The organism is Endothiovibrio diazotrophicus, from assembly GCF_054657215.1.
Genome location: NZ_BAAHXB010000042.1, coordinates 15042 through 31172 on the forward strand (window position 1 = coordinate 15042; position 16131 = coordinate 31172).

11 protein-coding genes are annotated in these 16131 nt (G+C 66.3%); 4 read left to right on the top strand and 7 right to left on the bottom strand.

Translation table 11 applies throughout. The features are described from left to right. Positions 1–206 precede the first annotated feature (206 nt). On the bottom strand, positions 207–575 hold the full coding sequence (locus tag ACYQ2W_RS12235) for a sulfur globule family protein (protein ID WP_459867166.1): 369 nt from the start codon (positions 573–575) through the stop codon (positions 207–209). A 264-nt stretch (positions 576–839) separates the two neighbouring features. On the opposite strand from ACYQ2W_RS12235, the gene ACYQ2W_RS12240 reads away from it, so the two are divergent. Continuing rightward, positions 840–3419, top strand: a complete 2580-nt coding sequence (locus ACYQ2W_RS12240) for a putative bifunctional diguanylate cyclase/phosphodiesterase (RefSeq protein WP_459867169.1) — start codon at positions 840–842, stop codon at positions 3417–3419. Between the two features lie 716 nt (positions 3420–4135). After that, on the top strand, positions 4136–5353 hold the full coding sequence (locus ACYQ2W_RS12245; protein ID WP_459867172.1) for an argininosuccinate synthase: 1218 nt from the start codon (positions 4136–4138) through the stop codon (positions 5351–5353). Between the two features lie 933 nt (positions 5354–6286). On the opposite strand, the gene ACYQ2W_RS12250 is transcribed toward ACYQ2W_RS12245, so the two are convergent. Genes ACYQ2W_RS12250 through ACYQ2W_RS12260 form a run of 3 tightly spaced genes read right to left on the bottom strand, consistent with a single transcriptional unit; the run spans position 6287 to position 9301 of the window. Then, complete coding sequence (locus ACYQ2W_RS12250) at positions 6287–6643, bottom strand: type II toxin-antitoxin system PemK/MazF family toxin (RefSeq protein ID WP_459867175.1); 357 nt, start codon at positions 6641–6643, stop codon at positions 6287–6289. Further along, positions 6637–6885: a hypothetical protein gene (locus tag ACYQ2W_RS12255; RefSeq protein ID WP_459867178.1), complete on the bottom strand. Its 249-nt coding sequence runs from the start codon at positions 6883–6885 to the stop codon at positions 6637–6639. Before ACYQ2W_RS12255 ends, ACYQ2W_RS12250 begins: the two co-directional genes overlap by 7 nt. 31 nt (positions 6886–6916) lie before the next feature. Further along, on the bottom strand, positions 6917–9301 hold the full coding sequence (locus ACYQ2W_RS12260) for a GspE/PulE family protein (RefSeq protein WP_459867181.1): 2385 nt from the start codon (positions 9299–9301) through the stop codon (positions 6917–6919). 232 nt (positions 9302–9533) lie between these two features. On the opposite strand from ACYQ2W_RS12260, the gene ACYQ2W_RS12265 reads away from it, so the two are divergent. Together ACYQ2W_RS12265 and ACYQ2W_RS12270 are read left to right on the top strand one after the other, a co-directional pair. After that, on the top strand, positions 9534–10361 hold the full coding sequence (locus ACYQ2W_RS12265) for a phosphate/phosphite/phosphonate ABC transporter substrate-binding protein (RefSeq protein ID WP_459867184.1): 828 nt from the start codon (positions 9534–9536) through the stop codon (positions 10359–10361). Between the two features lie 3 nt (positions 10362–10364). Further along, complete coding sequence (locus tag ACYQ2W_RS12270; RefSeq protein ID WP_459867187.1) at positions 10365–13076, top strand: hybrid sensor histidine kinase/response regulator; 2712 nt, start codon at positions 10365–10367, stop codon at positions 13074–13076. Positions 13077–13185: 109 nt separating this feature from the next. On the opposite strand, the gene ACYQ2W_RS12275 is transcribed toward ACYQ2W_RS12270, so the two are convergent. The 3 genes from ACYQ2W_RS12275 to ACYQ2W_RS12285 form a co-directional block, all read right to left on the bottom strand. Beyond that, complete coding sequence (locus ACYQ2W_RS12275; protein WP_459867190.1) at positions 13186–14328, bottom strand: HD-GYP domain-containing protein; 1143 nt, start codon at positions 14326–14328, stop codon at positions 13186–13188. A 217-nt stretch (positions 14329–14545) separates the two neighbouring features. Then, positions 14546–15502, bottom strand: coding sequence for a homoserine kinase (locus tag ACYQ2W_RS12280; protein ID WP_459867193.1), 957 nt, complete (start codon positions 15500–15502; stop codon positions 14546–14548). A gap of 80 nt (positions 15503–15582) precedes the next feature. Next, positions 15583–16005: a DUF2782 domain-containing protein gene (locus ACYQ2W_RS12285; RefSeq protein ID WP_459867196.1), complete on the bottom strand. Its 423-nt coding sequence runs from the start codon at positions 16003–16005 to the stop codon at positions 15583–15585. Between the last annotated feature and the right edge of the window lie 126 nt (positions 16006–16131).

Sequence of the window (16131 nt, forward strand, 5' to 3'; positions counted from 1 at the left end):
GCAAAGGAATCGAGGCAGGCGGTTGCCGCGCGGCACCGCAACAAACCCCACCCCCCCCTTTGCGGCCTTTGCGTCTTCGCGCCTTTGCGTTGAAAACTCTTCTTCTCGAGCACTCCACAGGCAATAAAAAAAAGCCGGCCCAGGAGAACCTGGACCGGCTTCGTCCGCATCCCCCCTTGGAAAAGGGGAGGCGCTATCCGATCACCTTACTTGGCGGCGGGAGCGGCGGGAGCGGCGGGAGCAACCGGGGCGGCGCCGTAGGGGGCGTAGCCGTAGGGGGCGGGGGCGGCACCGTAGGGGGCGGCACCGTAGCCGTAGGGGGCGCCGTAGCCGTAAGGAGCGCCGTAGCCGTAGCCGTAGGGAGCGCCGTAGCCGTAGCCGTTGTAGCCGTTGTACATGTTGCTGTTGCCGCGACCGCTGAAGGACATGTCGAAGGAGCCGTCGCCAACACCGTTGCCGTTGCCCCAACCATTGCCGCCGTTGTTCCAAGGACCACCCCAGCCCCACCAAGCGTTGGCAGAGGCGGAGATGGCGAGGGCGCCGGCGGCGACGAGGATCTTGGTGATCTTGGTCATGTCTATTTCCTATTTGGTAATTCGGATTGTTTTTCGGTGGTATCCCTGAGGACGCGAACCAGTCTAGGCCCCAAAAACAGTATTAGCAAGCGCTTATTTTCCAGCGCTGGAGAATGCGTACCCAATCGGCAAGCCGGCGAGGGTATTCCAACCCCCCGCCGGTAGGGATACACTCGAACCATAAGTAGAACCCCGAGCATGCTCCCTATCTTCCCGGCCCCGGGGCTTGTTGCTCATCATCGCCGTCCAGACCTGCCCCGACGCATGCCCCGATTCAACAGCATCAAACATCTGATCCTCGCCGCCGCCCTGCTGGTCTCCCTGCTGCTCTTCGGCGGCCTCTACGCGGTGATCTCAGCCCTCTACGACCACAGCGCCCGCGCCGACGCCGAGGCGGTCTCCTCGGCCCTCGCCCAGCAGACCTTCACCGCCATGTTCCAGATCATGCGCCGCGGCTGGTCGCGCCAGGACGTCGAGGGCTTCCTCGGTTCCATGCGCGAGACCTTCCGCGACACCCCCTACGAGCTGGAGATCTACCGCGGCCCGCGGGTGGAGGCGCTGTTCGGGCCGATCGAGCAGCCACCCCTGGACAGCCCGCTGCGCACCGCCCTGGCCGACGGCAAGGAACACAAGATCGCCGAGGAGCGCGGCCTGCGCTACCTCCATCCGCTGGTCGCCCGCGACGAATGCCTGCGCTGCCACGTCAACGCCCGGGTCGGCGACACCCTCGGCGTCATCGAGGTGCGCCAGGACCTGCGACCGATGCTGGAGAAGGCGCGCGGCCAGTTCCTCTCCACCCTCGGTCTGATCGCCCCCGCACCGTTCATCGTCGCCCTGCTGGTGGCGCTGTTCATCAACCGGCGGCTGGATCGCTCCATCGGCCGGCTGCGCCAGGGCATCGCCCGGGTCAACCGGGTCTCCGACCTGCAACAGTTGGAGATGCCCGAGGACCGCCAGGTGTTCAGCGAACTCCAGGTGGTGCTCGACGAGGTCTCCACCCTGGTGAAGAAGCTGCGCACCTTCGCCGTGGACAAGGAGCTGCTGGAGTTCGAGATCCGCCTGCTGGAGCGTTTCGTCATCACCTCCGAAGTGGTGCGCGACTGGCGCGAATACGTCAAGCGGCTGCTCCTCGACATCAACGCGGTGATCGAGGCCTACTCGCTCTTCTCCATGTTCAAGGTGGACGAGGAGCTGTTCGACCTGGAGGTGTTCTGGCACCACCCGCCGAGCCGCGAGACCGTCCGCCTGTTCGAGGAGGTGGTACGCGAGAAGATCAGTCAGCACAACGAGCTCACCCCCGCCCTCGACGCCACCATCCACCACCACATCGCCGACCCCGACGGCCCCGAACTCAGCCTCACCGTCGACGAGATCCGGGTGCAGACCAAGTCGCTGCTGGTGGAGGCGCCGAAGATCGGCGGCATCGTCGGCATCGGCGTGCAGGCCGGCACCACCGAGGACTCGGTCAAGCTGCTGGTGGTCGAGAGCATCCTCTCCACCCTGCTCAACGTGGTCGGCTCGGTGAAGGCGATCTCCAAGTACACCAAGGATCTGGAGTACTACGCCACCCGCGACCCGCTCACCGACCTGGTCAACCAGCGGGTCTTCTGGGACCTGATGGACCACGAGACAGCCCGCTCCGAGGCCTACGGCCACAAATTCGCCCTGCTGGTGATCGACCTCGACAACTTCAAGGCGGTCAACGACAGCCACGGCCACGCCATGGGCGACCAGTTGCTGCGCGCCTTCGCCGACGCGATCAAGGAGCTGTTGCGCAAGGGTGACGTACTCGCCCGCTACGGCGGCGACGAATTCGTCGTGCTGATGTCGGAGATCGACGGCGAGGAGGTGATCAAGCTGGCCGACGCCATCGTCCGCACCGCCGGCACGGTGCTGCTGCCCGCCCCCGACGGCAGCGAGATCAAGGCGAGCAGCTCGGTCGGCGTCGCCGTCTACCCCGACCACGCCCAGAACGGCCGCGACCTCTTCCTGTTCGCCGACAACATGATGTACCGGGCCAAGGCCGAGGGAAAAAACCGCGCCGCCTTCCCCGGCGAGTCGGACGTGCTCACCGCCTTCCGCGAGATCGCCGAGAAGTGCACCATGGTCTCCAAGGCCCTCGACGAGAGCCGGGTGGTCCCCTTCTTCCAGCCGATCCTGCGCTCCAAGAGCGGCGAGCTGCACGCCTGCGAGGTGCTCTCGCGCATCCACACCGAGGGCGGCCGGGTCGCCGCCGCCGGCGAGTTCGTCGAGGCCGCCGAACGGATGGGACTGATCCACAACCTCGACTTCGCGGTGATGGAGAAGGCCTTCGCCGCCGCCCGCGCGGTGAACTACCGGGGGACGCTGTTCATCAACATCTCGCCGCGCGCCCTGGTGCTCTCCGAGTTTTTCCCCAAGGTGCGCAAGATGGTCGGCGACCAGGGGATCGAGCCGAGCAACGTGGTCTTCGAGCTGACCGAGCGGGAGACCGTCACCAACCTCCAGGTGTTGGAGAAGTTCGTCGCCAACCTGCAGATGGAAGGGTTCAAGTTCGCCATCGACGATTTCGGCTCCGGCTTCTCCTCGTTCCACTACATCAAGCGCTTCCCCATCGACTACATCAAGATCGAAGGCGACTTCATCGCCAACATGCTGCGCGACGAGCGCGACCGCGCCTTCGTCAACTCCATCGCCACCCTGGCGCGCGAGCTGGACATCCGCACCGTAGCCGAATACATCGAAGACGGCGAGATCCTCGAAGCGGTGGCCCGCTGCGGCATCGACTACGCCCAGGGCTACCACCTCGGCCGCCCGCTCGCCGACCTCGGCGAGGCGATGCGCGTGACCCATCCGCCCACCTGAGGGCCCACCGCTCACGCAGAGCGCGCAGAGGGGCAGAGCGCGCAGATGAAGAGCCCTATTATCCCCTCCCGCCCCCCCTCTGGTTACGACGCTCCGCGTCGTAACCGGCCACCTTGGACGCTCTGCGTCCTTGGAACCGCACCGAAACCCGGGTGCCCTCGCTCGGCACGACGCAGAGCGTCGAAGAACAGCGTTTCCACGCAGAGCGTGGAAACGAGAGCGAGCCCCATCCCCTCCCGCCCCCCCCTCTGGTTACGACGCTCCGCGTCTCAACCGACCACCTTGGACGCTCTGCGTCCTCAAGCGGAGGGAAACACACCGAATCCCCTGCGCCCTCGCTCGACACGACGCAGAGCGTCGAAGAGCGGCGTTTCCACGCAGAGCGTGGAAACGAGAGCAAGCCCCGTCCCCTCCCGCCCCCCCCTCTGGTTACGACGCTCCGCGTCGTAACCGGCCACCTTGGACGCTCTGCGTCCTCAAGCGGAGGGAGACACACCGAATCCCCTGCGCCCTCGCTCGACACGACGCAGAGCGTCGAAGAGCGGCGTTTCCACGCAGAGCGTGGAAACGAGAGAGAAAAAAACTCCGCGATCTCTGCTCCGCTGCGAGCTCTGCGTGATCTCTCCCCCACCCCTCGACACGCCCCTGAGCGCGGTGGCAGAATTCCCGGTCCCGCGGCGCCCGACGCCCAACCCTCATCCTCAATGGAGCGAACCATGTCTGACGTGAAAAAAGTGGTCCTCGCCTACTCCGGCGGCCTCGACACCTCGGTCATCCTCAAGTGGCTGCAGGAGACCTACCACTGCGAGGTGGTCACCTTCACCGCCGACATCGGCCAGGGCGAAGAGGTGGAACCGGCTCGCGCCAAGGCCGAGGCCATGGGCATCAAGGAGATCTACATCGAGGACCTGCGCGAGGAGTTCGCCCGCGACTACGTCTACCCGATGTTCCGCGCCAACGCCCTCTACGAAGGCGAATACCGCCTCGGCACCTCGATCGCCCGCCCGCTGATCGCCAAGCGCCTGGTGGAGATCGCCAAGGCCACCGGCGCCGATGCCATCTCCCACGGCGCCACCGGCAAGGGCAACGACCAGGTGCGCTTCGAGCTGGGCGCCTACGCCCTGATGCCCGACGTCAAGATCATCGCCCCGTGGCGCGAATGGGACCTGCTCTCCCGCGAGAAGCTGATGAAATACGCCGAAGAGCACGGCATCCCGGTGGACTTCGCCAAGCAGAGCAAGAAGTCCCCCTACTCGATGGACGCCAACCTGCTGCACATCTCCTACGAGGGCGACCTGCTCGAAGATCCGTGGAGCGAGCCCGAAGAGGAGGGGATGTGGCGCTGGACCGTCTCCCCGGAGAAGGCCCCCGACCAGCCCACCTACGTCGAGCTGACCTTCGAGCAGGGCGACATCGTCGCCATCGACGGCCAGCCGATGAGCCCCGCCACGGTGATGGAGCATCTGAACAAGGTGGGCGGTGCCAACGGCATCGGCCGTGACGACCTGGTGGAGAACCGCTACGTCGGCATGAAGTCCCGCGGCTGCTACGAGACCCCCGCCGGCGCGATCATGCTCAAGGCCCACCGGGCGATGGAGTCGCTGACCCTCGACCGCGAGGCGATGCACCTGAAGGACGAACTGATGCCGCGCTACGCCAAGCTGATCTACAACGGCTACTGGTGGAGCCCGGAGCGCAAGATGCTCCAGGTGGCGATCGACGAGTCGCAGAAGGTGGTCAACGGGGTGGTGCGGATGAAGCTCTACAAGGGCAATGTGATCATCGCCGGACGCAAATCCGAGACCGATTCGTTGTTCGATGAGAAGATCGCGACGTTCGAGGATGATGCCGGGGCCTACGATCAGAAGGATGCCGGGGGGTTCATCAAGCTGAATGCACTTCGGCTGCGGATTGGAGCCAAGCGCGGGCGCTGAAACGAGCCCCCTCTCTTTCACGACTCATCGAATTCGTAGGGCGGATTAGCGCAGCGTAATCCGCCGGATCGGAGGCACCGCCGCCGTAGGCAGCTTCGATCTGGCGGATTACGCTATCGCTAATCCGCCCTACGAGTTCGGGGAAAAGAACAAGGTTTACTGATCGCTCAACTTGCACCTATTCAAACGCACCCGCTTCCGACGCTTTAGTTCACGTTTTCCTTACAAAAATCATCTTCAAAAACGGTAGCAATACAAGGATTAACGAAAACAATAGGAAGAGCACTCCGACTTTCCCAATATTCACGATAGTCCCAGCGAAGACAAACCATAATCCGACAACAAAGACAATCCAATATCGCTGAAAAAAAGATGTAAACAGGGAAACAATAGCTGGCAACACTCCTATCACTAGATCTACCATTCTTGCCTCTACTTTGAAGGTATTTTCTATTTCCATTAACCAAAAAACCAACAATAACAAAGACGATACAACACCAAGAAGCTGAATCCATCCGTTCTTCAATCTATCTAGAATTTCCATATACATTCCCCGCCAATCGAATTTAAGGATTGCGCTATTGCACAATTATTCTAATCGGGTTCTCGCACCCGAAGGCGAGTTACTTTTCTTTGCGCGGCCAAATAAAAGTAACCAAGAGAGGCCATGCCTGAGTTGGCTGTTGCGACATTCCTTGAATGTAGGAGCGGCCCCTAGGCCGCGATGGCGCCATGTCCGTTCCTGCCACTTGCCAAATCGAGGTGCCTCACTCCGTCGTGATCGCGGCCTAGGGGCCGCTCCTACAATGAACCGCGGCGCTATCGACCGATCGCAACACGTAATCAGACATAGCCAAAAGAAAGTAACTCGCCTTCGGGTGCGAGAACCCGATTCAATCACCCGCGCGATAGCGCGCTCAATCGATACCAACGTCAGAATTCACCACCCAACCCCGTAACCAACCGAATCCCCTCATCCAGCTTGCGCAGACCGTCACCGGAAAGGCCACCGACCTTATCGGTGAGATAGCCCTTGTCGAGCGTAAGAAGCTGGGAAACGTTAACGACCGAATCCTTGGGCAGACCCGACTCCCGCTTCGACAACGGGAAGTTACCGGGCGCTTCGGCAAGACGGAGATTGCTGGTGATGACGGCGACGATAACGGTTTGAATGCGGCTTCGATTGAAGGAGTCCGCCTGTACCACCACTACGGGCCGGCGAAAACCCGGTTCCGATCCTCGCGGCTCATCCAGGGAGGCCCACCAGACCTCGCCACGCCGAATCACCACGATTCGCCATCTTGCGGAATGGAACGCCGCTGCATCTCCTCCAATTCGGGTTCCACAGACGAATCGGCGCCGGCTGCCCCGTAAACGTAATCAAGCCGTTCGGTGACCCGATCGTCACGGTGCCCTTCCAAATACTCGCTCATCGCCCGAGCATAGAGCTGGCTGCGCGTCAGGCCACGAGCGTGGGCAAACTCTTCGGCGGCTTGAAACAGCGGGTCGGGAATGGAGATTGCGGTTTTCATGACCCGAAGTATAACCATGGTTATACCCAAATCAATCCTCCGAAGAACAAACCCTCACCACCTCCTCCCAGGAGGTAAGCCCCTCGATCACATTCCTCATCCCATCCTGAAACAACGTCCGCATCCCATCCCGCATCGCCTGCGCCTTCAACTCCGGCGTCGCCGCCTTCCCCTGGATCTGTTCGACGATCGCCGGGCTCTTGTCGAGGATCTCGTGGATGCCGAGCCGCCCCTTGTAGCCGGTCTTCCCGCACGCCTCGCAGCCCACCGCCTCATACACGCTCAGCGCGTCGTGCCCGGCGAGCACCGCGGCGAACTCCTCCTCGCCGAACTGCCCGGCCATCGCCTCCAGCTCCTCGCCGCCCATCACCCGCGGCCGCTTGCACTTCTCGCACAACCGCCGCACCAGCCGCTGGGCGAGGATGCCGGAGATCGCCGAGGCGAAGTAGTAGGGGTCCAGCCCCAGGTCGAACAGCCGGGTCACCGTCTCCGGCGCGCTGTTGGTGTGCAGCGTGCTGAACACCAGGTGGCCGGTCTGCGCCGCCTCCAAGGCGATGCGCGCGGTCTCGCCGTCGCGGATCTCGCCGACCATGACGATGTCCGGGTCCTGGCGCAGGAAGGAGCGCAGGATCGCCGGGAAGGTGAGGTCGATGTCGTAGTTGACCTGCACCTGGGTGATCCCCGGCTGGGTGATCTCCACCGGGTCCTCGGCGGTGATGATGTTGACCCCCGGCTCGTTGCGCGCGTGCAGCGCGGCGTGCAGGGTGGTGGTCTTGCCCGAGCCGGTGGGGCCGACCACCAGGACGATGCCGTGGGGACGCTGGATGATCCGGCGGAAGCGGCGGTACTGCTCCTCGTGGGTGATCAGCTTCTCCAGCGTGATCAGCTTGGAGGCGAGGATGCGCAGCACCGCCTTCTCCTCACCGAGGCTGGTCGGGCAGATCTCGATGCGCAGCTCGATGTTCATCCCCTTGATCTTGATCTTGCCGCTCTGCGGCAGCCGCCGCTCGGAGGTGTCGAGGCGCGACATGATCTTCAGCCGCGCCATCACCGCGCGCGCCACCTGGATCGGCAGCACGGTGGCGCTGGTGCACTCGCCGTCGATCCGGTAGCGCACCCGCAGCACCCGCTTGCGTGCGCCGCGCTCCTCCACCTCCACCGGCTCGATGTGGATGTCCGAGGCGCTCTTGTGCACCCCTTCGAGGATGATCGAGTCCACCAGCCGGATCGCCGGGCTGTCGCTGGCCAGGCCGGTGAGCGAAACGTCCTCCCCCTGGGCCCGCTCCTCATCCTCTTCGGTGACGAACTCCAGCCGCTCCAGGGCACCGGCGATGTCCCCCTGGGGCAGGGCGCCGTCGCCACCGACCCCTTCGAGGGCGTCGATGAAGCGCTGGATATCGCTGCGTAGCGCGACCCGGAACTCCACCCGCCGTCCCGGCAGCAGCAGGGTCACCTCGCTGGTGCGGTTGGGGTCGCGGGGGTCGTCGATGGCCACCACCACGCTGCCGTCCGCCCCCTCCTCCACCGGCACCCAGCGGTTCTTGCGCAGAAAGGCGGGGTTGATGGCGGCAATCCGCGGCGGCGTACGCCCCGCCCGGTAGGCGACGAAGGGGCAGTCGAAGCGACGGCTGAGCACCTCGCCGATCGCCTCCAGCGGCACCCCGTGTTCCTCCATCAGCAGGTCATAGAGGGCCCACGGGTCGTTGTCGGCGACCACCATCGCGCGCAGCTTCTCCTCCTCGATGTGCCGCGGCACCAGGTGACGGAGATATTCCGGCAGTTGGCCCACCTTCAGGTAGAGCGCCTCGCCGAGGGCCGCGGCGAGCATCGTCAGCACCTCCAGGTCCGCCTTGGTGAAGAGGCGGCTGCCCTCCATGTTCTGCACCTGGACCACCCCCATCAGCCCGCCGTCGGGGGCGAAGGCGGGCGCGACGAGGGCGGAGCGGGTGCGTACCCCGTGCTTCTCGTCCCACTGGCCGTCGAAGCGCAGCCCGGCACCGAGCCGTGCCAATTCACCGCTGTCGTAGACGTTGAGGATCACCAGGGCCTGACGGTTGACCGCGACGAAACCGGCCAGGTCGGACTCCGCGGCGATGCGCAGGGTGTTGTATTCGAAGCGGGGGTCTTCGCTGGTTCCGCCGGCAAAGGGGTTGAGCAGGATGCTGTTCTTCTTGCGATAGACGATGCACTTGTCGGCGCCGAGGGCGGCGCGGATCTCCTCGCGCAGGCGGACGATGGCGGAATCGAGGTTGTGGTTGTCGGCGACGATGCGCAGCACCGCCTCGCGCCGCCGCGCCATCATCCCGTCGTCAACCGCCGACGGAGGCGGCCGCACGGCGATCCGCTTGCGCGGGGCCGGTTCGGCCGGCGAGGATTTGCGGCGGGAGAAGAGCGAGGAGAGCAGCGCGGAACTCATCGAACACGGTCCATGCAGAGGGGAAGGGTATGTTAACGCATCGCCCCCCACCGCCCCCGGTACGTGAACGCGCGTTCGATCCCGTGGTGCGGCCGTTCGCTCCGGACGATGCAGTACACTAGTGTACCGGGCCCGGTCACCGCTTGGGTAAAGAAGTGTCGAGGCCTGGAGCCTGTGGGGTATGGGGGCTACCGGAATCCTCCCCCACGATCCGACACGGGAGCAAAGACGCTTGAAATTCCTCGTGCAAATCCTGGCGGCTGCGGCCCTTGCCGCCTGCACCCTCGGCGCCCGCGGCGGGACCGAGTACCAATTCGGCGTGGTGCCGCAATTCGAGCCGCGCCACCTCGCCGCCATCTGGGTGCCGATCCTGGAGGAGCTGGAGCGGCGCACCGGCTTCGACTTCGTGATGAGCGGCTCACCACGCATCCCCGATTTCGAGCGTGATTTCCGGCGGGGCCGCTTCGACTTCGCCTACATGAACCCCTACCATTCGCTGGTCGCCGCCGAGACCCAGGGCTACGAACCCCTGGTACGCGACGGCGGGCGGTCGCTCTACGGCATCCTGGTGGTGCCGAAAGAGAGTCCGATCCACACGCTCGCCGAACTCCAGGGGCGCACCGTCGCCTTCCCCGCCCCCAACGCCCTGGGCGCCTCGCTGTTGATACGCGCCGACCTGGAGCAGCTCCACGGGGTGGCGGTCGAGCCGCTCTACGTGAAGACCCACTCCTCGGTCTACACCAACGTGCTGCTCGGCCGCGCCGCCGCCGGCGGCGGGGTGATGTCCACCCTCCGGCAGCAGAAGCCGGAGGTGCGGGACGCCCTGCGCGTCCTCTACAAGACCCGCGAGATGGCCCCCCACCCGGTGGTCGCCCACCCGCGGGTGCCGGCCGCCGACCGGCAAGCGGTGCGCCGCGCCTTCCTCGACATGGCGGCCACCGAGGCGGGGGCGGCGCTGCTCGCCAAGGTGCCGATCAAGCAGCTGATCGCCGCCGACGCCGACGACTACCGGCCGCTCACGGCGTGGGGGCTGGAGCGCTATTTCGTCGAAGCGCCCTAGTTGGTGAGCCACGTCATCCCCCGTTCCCTGCGCACCCGCGTCACCGCCTTCCTGCTGATGGTGGCGCTGGTCGCCGGCGGCTACATCTTCCTCGGCTGGATCCCCCGCCAGCAGCGCGTCGATATCGAGGAGCAGAAGCGCCACGTCGCCGAACACCTGGTGACCCTCGGCGACGCGCTACTCCCCTACCTGATCCAGGACCAGATCGCCGCGGTCTACGAAACCCTCGACGTGATGCTGGAGCGACTCCCCCAGTGGCGACGGCTGATCCTCTACGACCGCGACGGCAGACGTCTCTACCCGCTGTTCCCCACCGACCGCGACGAGGCCGCTCCCCTCTACCACTTCGAGCAGCCGATCGAGTTCCGCGGCCGCCTCTTCGCCCGCCTGGCACTGGACTTCGACGCCACGGCCCTGGAGGCGGCGCAGCGCCACCGCAACCTCACCCTGGGGGGCGTCTTCATCGGCGTCTTCACCGCCGCCTTCCTGTTCATCGCGCTGTTCCTCGACGCCATCGTCGGCCGCCCGGTGCGCCAGTTGGCCGGCGTCGCCGAGCGGCTCGCCGGCGGCGACTACCGCGCCCGCCTGCCGCGCGATTCCGGTGATGAGATCGGCGCCCTGATCGGCAGTTTCGAGCGGATGCGCGCCACCCTCCAGGCCAAGGAGGCGTCGCTGATCGAGGCGCGTGAGGCGGCCGAGGCGGCGAGCCGCGCCAAGAGCGCCTTTCTCGCCAACATGAGCCACGAGATCCGCACCCCGATGAACGGGGTGATCGGCATGCTGCAGATCCTCGACAACACCGCGCTCAGCGACGAGCAGCGAAACTTCCTGCACACCGCGCTCAACTCCGCCGATCTCCAGCTGACGGTGATCAACGACATCCTCGACTTCTCCAAGATCGAGGCCGGCAAACTCGTCCTGGAACGGATCGAGTTCCCCCTGGCCGAGGCGGTGGAGACCGCCGGCACCCTGCTCGCCGAACAGGCCTACGGCAAGGGGCTGGAGTTCTCCACCTTCCTCCACCCCGATCTCCCCTGCTGCGTCGAAGGGGATCCCATCCGGCTGCGCCAGGTGCTCGCCAACCTGATCGGCAACGCGGTGAAGTTCACCGAGACGGGGGCGATCCGGGTGGCGGTGGAGCCCGAGGCAGGGGGGGCGACCCGCTTCTCGGTGGAGGACAGCGGCATCGGCATCGCCCCCGAGATGCTGGAACGGCTGTTCCAGCCCTTCACCCAGGCCGACGCCTCCACCACCCGCCGTTTCGGCGGAACCGGCCTCGGTCTGGTCATCTGCCGCCAACTGGTGGAGGCGATGGGCGGCACCATCGACGCCGACAGCCGTCCCGGCCAGGGCTCCCGCTTCCGCGTGACCGTGCCGCTGGCCCCCACCGCACGGATCTGCCCAATCAAGGGGGCCGACCTGCACGACCACCGCTGCCTGATCGTCGACGACGACGCCACCAACCGGGAGATCCTCGCCAGCTACCTCGACACCTGGGGGGTCGAGCACGAGGCGGCGGCCGACGCCGCCACCGCCCTCGGCCGGCTGTGCGACACCGCTTATCGCGGGGCGCCGTTCGACCTGCTGCTGCTCGACCTGCACATGCCCGACACCGACGGCCTGCAGCTCGCCCGAGCGGTGCGCGACGAGCCCGGCATCCATCAACCGCGGATCCTGCTGCTCACCTCCGGCCTCCACCCGGACCGGGAGAGTCTCGACCATCACGGCATCGATCTGGCCATCGCCAAGCCGCTCGGTCCGTCACGGCTGCTCGACGCCATCGCCACCCTCTTCCGCAACACGGGCGCCACCGCGGCGTCCCCGCCGACGCCCCCCGCCGCCGAGCAGGGCGAACGGCGCAGGGTGCTCCTGGTGGAGGACAACGCGGTCAACCGCATGGTGGCCGGGGCGATGCTCAAGCAACTGGGGTGTGTGGTGGAGGAGGCGGGCGACGGCCTGGCGGCGCTGGCACGGATGGCCGACGACCCCTTCGATCTGGTGATGATGGACATCCAGATGCCGCGGCTCGACGGGCTGGAGGCGACCCGCCGCCAACGGGCCCGCGAGGCCGAGGGGGGTGGCGGCCACCAGCCGATCGTCGCCCTCACCGCCCACGCCCTGACCGGCGACCGCGAGAAGTGCCTGGAGGCGGGGATGGACGACTACCTGACCAAGCCGATCCAGTTCAACGCCCTGCGGGAATTGATCGCCCGCCGCTTCCGGCGTCCGCCGAAGGTCGACACACCGGCGACGGCGCGGTCCGCCCCGGCCACCTCCCCTGCCACCGTCTCGCCGGCCGCGGAGTGCGGCTGTGGCGGCGACGCGCCCGCCCCCTTGCTAGACCCGCTGGCCGTGGAGAGCCTGCGCGACAGTCTGGCAGGCATCCCCGACGGGCTGCGGCAGGTGGTCGACGCCTACCTGGAGGACGCCCAACGGGCGCTGGAAAAGCTGACCGCCGCGGTCGATGCGCAGGACAGCGACGCGCTGCGCCACGCCGCCCACAGCCTCAAATCCCAGAGCGCCACCCTCGGCGCCCGGACCCTGTCGTCGCTCAGCCGCGAACTGGAGGCACAGGGGGAGGCGGGACGGCTCGACGGCGCCAACGAGCGCCTCGCCGCCGCACGCAGCGAATTCGAACGGGTGCTGCCGGCGATCCTCGCCTTGAAGGACGGTGCCAAGGAACTCCCGGAGGCAACGACCCGCCCCTCTGCGTGAACCGCAGATGAATGCTCAGTCCAATCTGCGGAAATCTGCGCTCATCTGCGGTTGATTCTCATCATTGAGCGAGCGCTGCGCCCGGAATGGGAAACCACCCTCCCGCGATTCAGGCGTTGCGCCAGAGGACGTGGAGCATGCCGAGGATGGAGCGGTAGCGCTGGTGGGGAACCATCTCGACGACCGAGAAGGACTTGTCGGCGGTATCGCGGAACTGTGGCCTGGGCAGTGGAACGCCGCGGGGACTCAGTACCGAGCAAATGCGCGGGTGGGCGGCGTTGTCGCTCTGACGGATCACCACCCCGATCTCCTCGTTGCGCAGCTTGACGAACGCGCCGGGCGGGAAGATGCCGATGCGGCGGACGAACAGCTGGGTCAGCTCCTCGTCGACGCTCGCCCCCCGTTCGAGAAAGATCTCGCGCACCGCGTCCTTGCCGAGGATCGCCTCGCGATAGCCCCGCGGCTTGATCATCGCGGCGTAGATGTCGGCGATGGCGAGGATGCGGGTGGGCAGGGAGATCGCCTCCCCCGCCAGCTTGTCGGGGTAGCCGCCGCCGTCGAGCCGCTCGTGGTGGTGACGCACCACGTCGAGCCACACCTCGTTGGTCACCCCGCCGTTGCGCAGCAGCGCCTCGCTCTTCAGCGGGTGCTCGCGCACGTCGGCCCACTGGGCATCGGTGAGCGGCGAGGTCTGGCGATGGAGGGAGGAGGCCAGCCGGGTGAAGCCGACGTCGTGGGTCAACGCGCCGCAGAGGATCGGCAGGCGCTGCGCCTTGTTGAGCCCCTTGGCGGCGGCGAGCAGCTCGCACAGCGCCGCGGCGTGGAGGGTCTCCACCACCCCGAGGGCCTCGTCGTAGCGCACGTGGAGGGCGGCGAGCACCGCGTCGGAATCCTCGGCGCAGAGCACCTGGATCTCTTCGGCGAGGCGGACGACCCGCATCGTCACGTCCTCGCCGGCATCATCGAGCAGCGTGCGGTTGATCTGGTTGAGCCGCGCGGGGAGCGCCGCCACCTTGTCGAAGACCGCCACATGGGCCCGCTCGTCGGCCTGCTCCTTGTCGCTCTTGAGCCGGGCGATGCGCTGCTCGCGGGTCTCGCCGAGGGTGTAGAGGCCGCGGACGCGGAACGCCTCCAGCTCCTCGGGGTCCTCGAACACCTTCCCTTCCGGGGCGAGCATCACCCCGCCGGCGTCGTAGACCGCCCACAGCAGCGGACGCCCCACCAGGACCTCATCCTCTTTGACCTTGCGCATGACCGTGACACTAGCAAATGACGTGATATCGAGTAATTAAACGCCCCGAGCCGGGTAAAGGAAAGGCGTAAAGACACCTATCGACGAACCGAACGGTGGTTCCAAAGAGAATTGCCGCCGAACGAAGCCTCCGCGGCAGAACCGCCGTACACCCCGCGGGCCGAAGAGATCGCCCCAAAAAACACTCCGTGGTTAACGGCCGGAACGAGCCCCCGCCTCAGACCCACTCGGCGAGGAGCCACTCCCGTTGGGCGATACGGTCGCGGAGGATGTCGCGGAAGGCACCGGGGTCCTTGATGTGGGTCATCTCTCCCGGGCGGGGGAAGCAGGCATCCTGCAGCCGGGAGAGCCAGAAACGCAGCGCGGCGGCACGCAGCATCACCGGCCACGCCTGCCGCTCGACGGCGCTCAACGGGCGTATCCCATGATAGGCCTGGAGCAGCGCGCGCAAGCGGCCGGGGTCGAGGGTCCCGTCGGCCGCGATGCACCAGTCGTTGACCAGCACCGCCAGATCATAGAGCAGCAGGCTGTTGCAGGCGTAGTAGAAGTCGATGATGCCGCTGAGGGTATCGCCCTCGAACAGCGCGTTGTCGCGGAACAGGTCGGCGTGGATGATGCTGCGGGGCAGCTCCGGGAAGTGGTGATCCGCCTGGAAGCGCATCTCCTCGCGGATCAGCTCCGCCTCCTCCGCCGGGATCTGCGGCATCACCCGCTCGGCGGTGACCTTCCACCAGCGTGGACCGCGATCGTTGACCCGGTGGCGGTTGCGGGCGAACTCCGCCCCCACCACGTGGAGCCGCGCCAGCCCCTCGCCGATGGCCGCGCACTGGGCCTCGTTGGGCGCCTCGACGCTGGCCCCCGAGAGCCGCTCCACCAGGGCGGCGGGTTTGCCGTTGAGGGTGGAGAGGAAACGCCCGCTGCGGTTGCGCTGGGGATTGGCCGCCGGGATCCCCCCCTCCGAAAGGAAGTGGGTCAACTCCAGGAAGAAGGGGATCTCCCGCGGCAGCAGCTGCTCGAACAGGGTGAGGACGTAGCGCCCGCGGGTGGTGGTGACGAAGAAGTTGGTGTTCTCGATGCCGGCGCTGATCCCCTGGTAGTCGTCCAGCTCGCCCAGGGTGTAGTCGGCGAGGAACGCCTCCAGCTCATCGCGCTCGACGGCGGTATAGACGGACATGGTGACTCGCTGGGGTCGGGGTGAAGAAGGCGTTGAGGGCTCGCGGGCCTAGGGATCGCGGGTCTAGGGCTCGCGGGCCCTCACCACTGAAAAAGGATCCACTTGGGGATCATGAAACCGGGATCGAGCTCGCTCTGGCGGGTCTCCAGGTTGCCGTCGCCATCGGTGTCGGAGAGGTAGTAGGCGGGCCCCACCGCGGGCTTGACCTTGATCATGTAGAGCCGGCCGGCGACCCGGTACTCGGTGATCGTCTTCTCCCCCTTCTCGCGGATGGTCACCTCCGGCTCCAGGGTCTCGCCTCCGGGCAGGGTGATGGTGGTGGAACCGTCGGCGTTCTCGCGGACGGTGAGCTCCTCCTGCCGGGAGGCGGGGGAGGAACCCCCATCGGCCGGCGCGGCGCCCTCGGCCATCCCCGGCGGCGGCGGCGCGACCATCGGGCCGGGATCTTCGGCGGCGAACAGCGGGGCCGCGGCAAACAGCAGAACCAGCATCGAGTAGCGCATGGCGGGACCTGTCGGTTGGGGACGCGGGACAACCCCGCGGAAAGCGGCCTTTTTACCACATTCCCACCCACCAAGCACAGCGCCCCGCAGGCGCAATCCCTGATTAAACAATTTGGGTTTTTGCCG

What these genes read in the sequence shown, in the direction of transcription:
- ACYQ2W_RS12235 (WP_459867166.1), bottom strand. Translation starts at nt 575, where the DNA reads ATGACCAAGATCACCAAGATCCTCGTCGCCGCCGGCGCCCTCGCCATC.
- ACYQ2W_RS12240 (WP_459867169.1), top strand. Translation starts at nt 840, where the DNA reads ATGCCCCGATTCAACAGCATCAAACATCTGATCCTCGCCGCCGCCCTG.
- ACYQ2W_RS12245 (WP_459867172.1), top strand. Translation starts at nt 4,136, where the DNA reads ATGTCTGACGTGAAAAAAGTGGTCCTCGCCTACTCCGGCGGCCTCGAC.
- ACYQ2W_RS12255 (WP_459867178.1), bottom strand. Translation starts at nt 6,885, where the DNA reads ATGAAAACCGCAATCTCCATTCCCGACCCGCTGTTTCAAGCCGCCGAA.
- ACYQ2W_RS12260 (WP_459867181.1), bottom strand. Translation starts at nt 9,301, where the DNA reads ATGAGTTCCGCGCTGCTCTCCTCGCTCTTCTCCCGCCGCAAATCCTCG.
- ACYQ2W_RS12275 (WP_459867190.1), bottom strand. Translation starts at nt 14,328, where the DNA reads ATGCGCAAGGTCAAAGAGGATGAGGTCCTGGTGGGGCGTCCGCTGCTG.
- ACYQ2W_RS12280 (WP_459867193.1), bottom strand. Translation starts at nt 15,502, where the DNA reads ATGTCCGTCTATACCGCCGTCGAGCGCGATGAGCTGGAGGCGTTCCTC.
- ACYQ2W_RS12285 (WP_459867196.1), bottom strand. Translation starts at nt 16,005, where the DNA reads ATGCGCTACTCGATGCTGGTTCTGCTGTTTGCCGCGGCCCCGCTGTTC.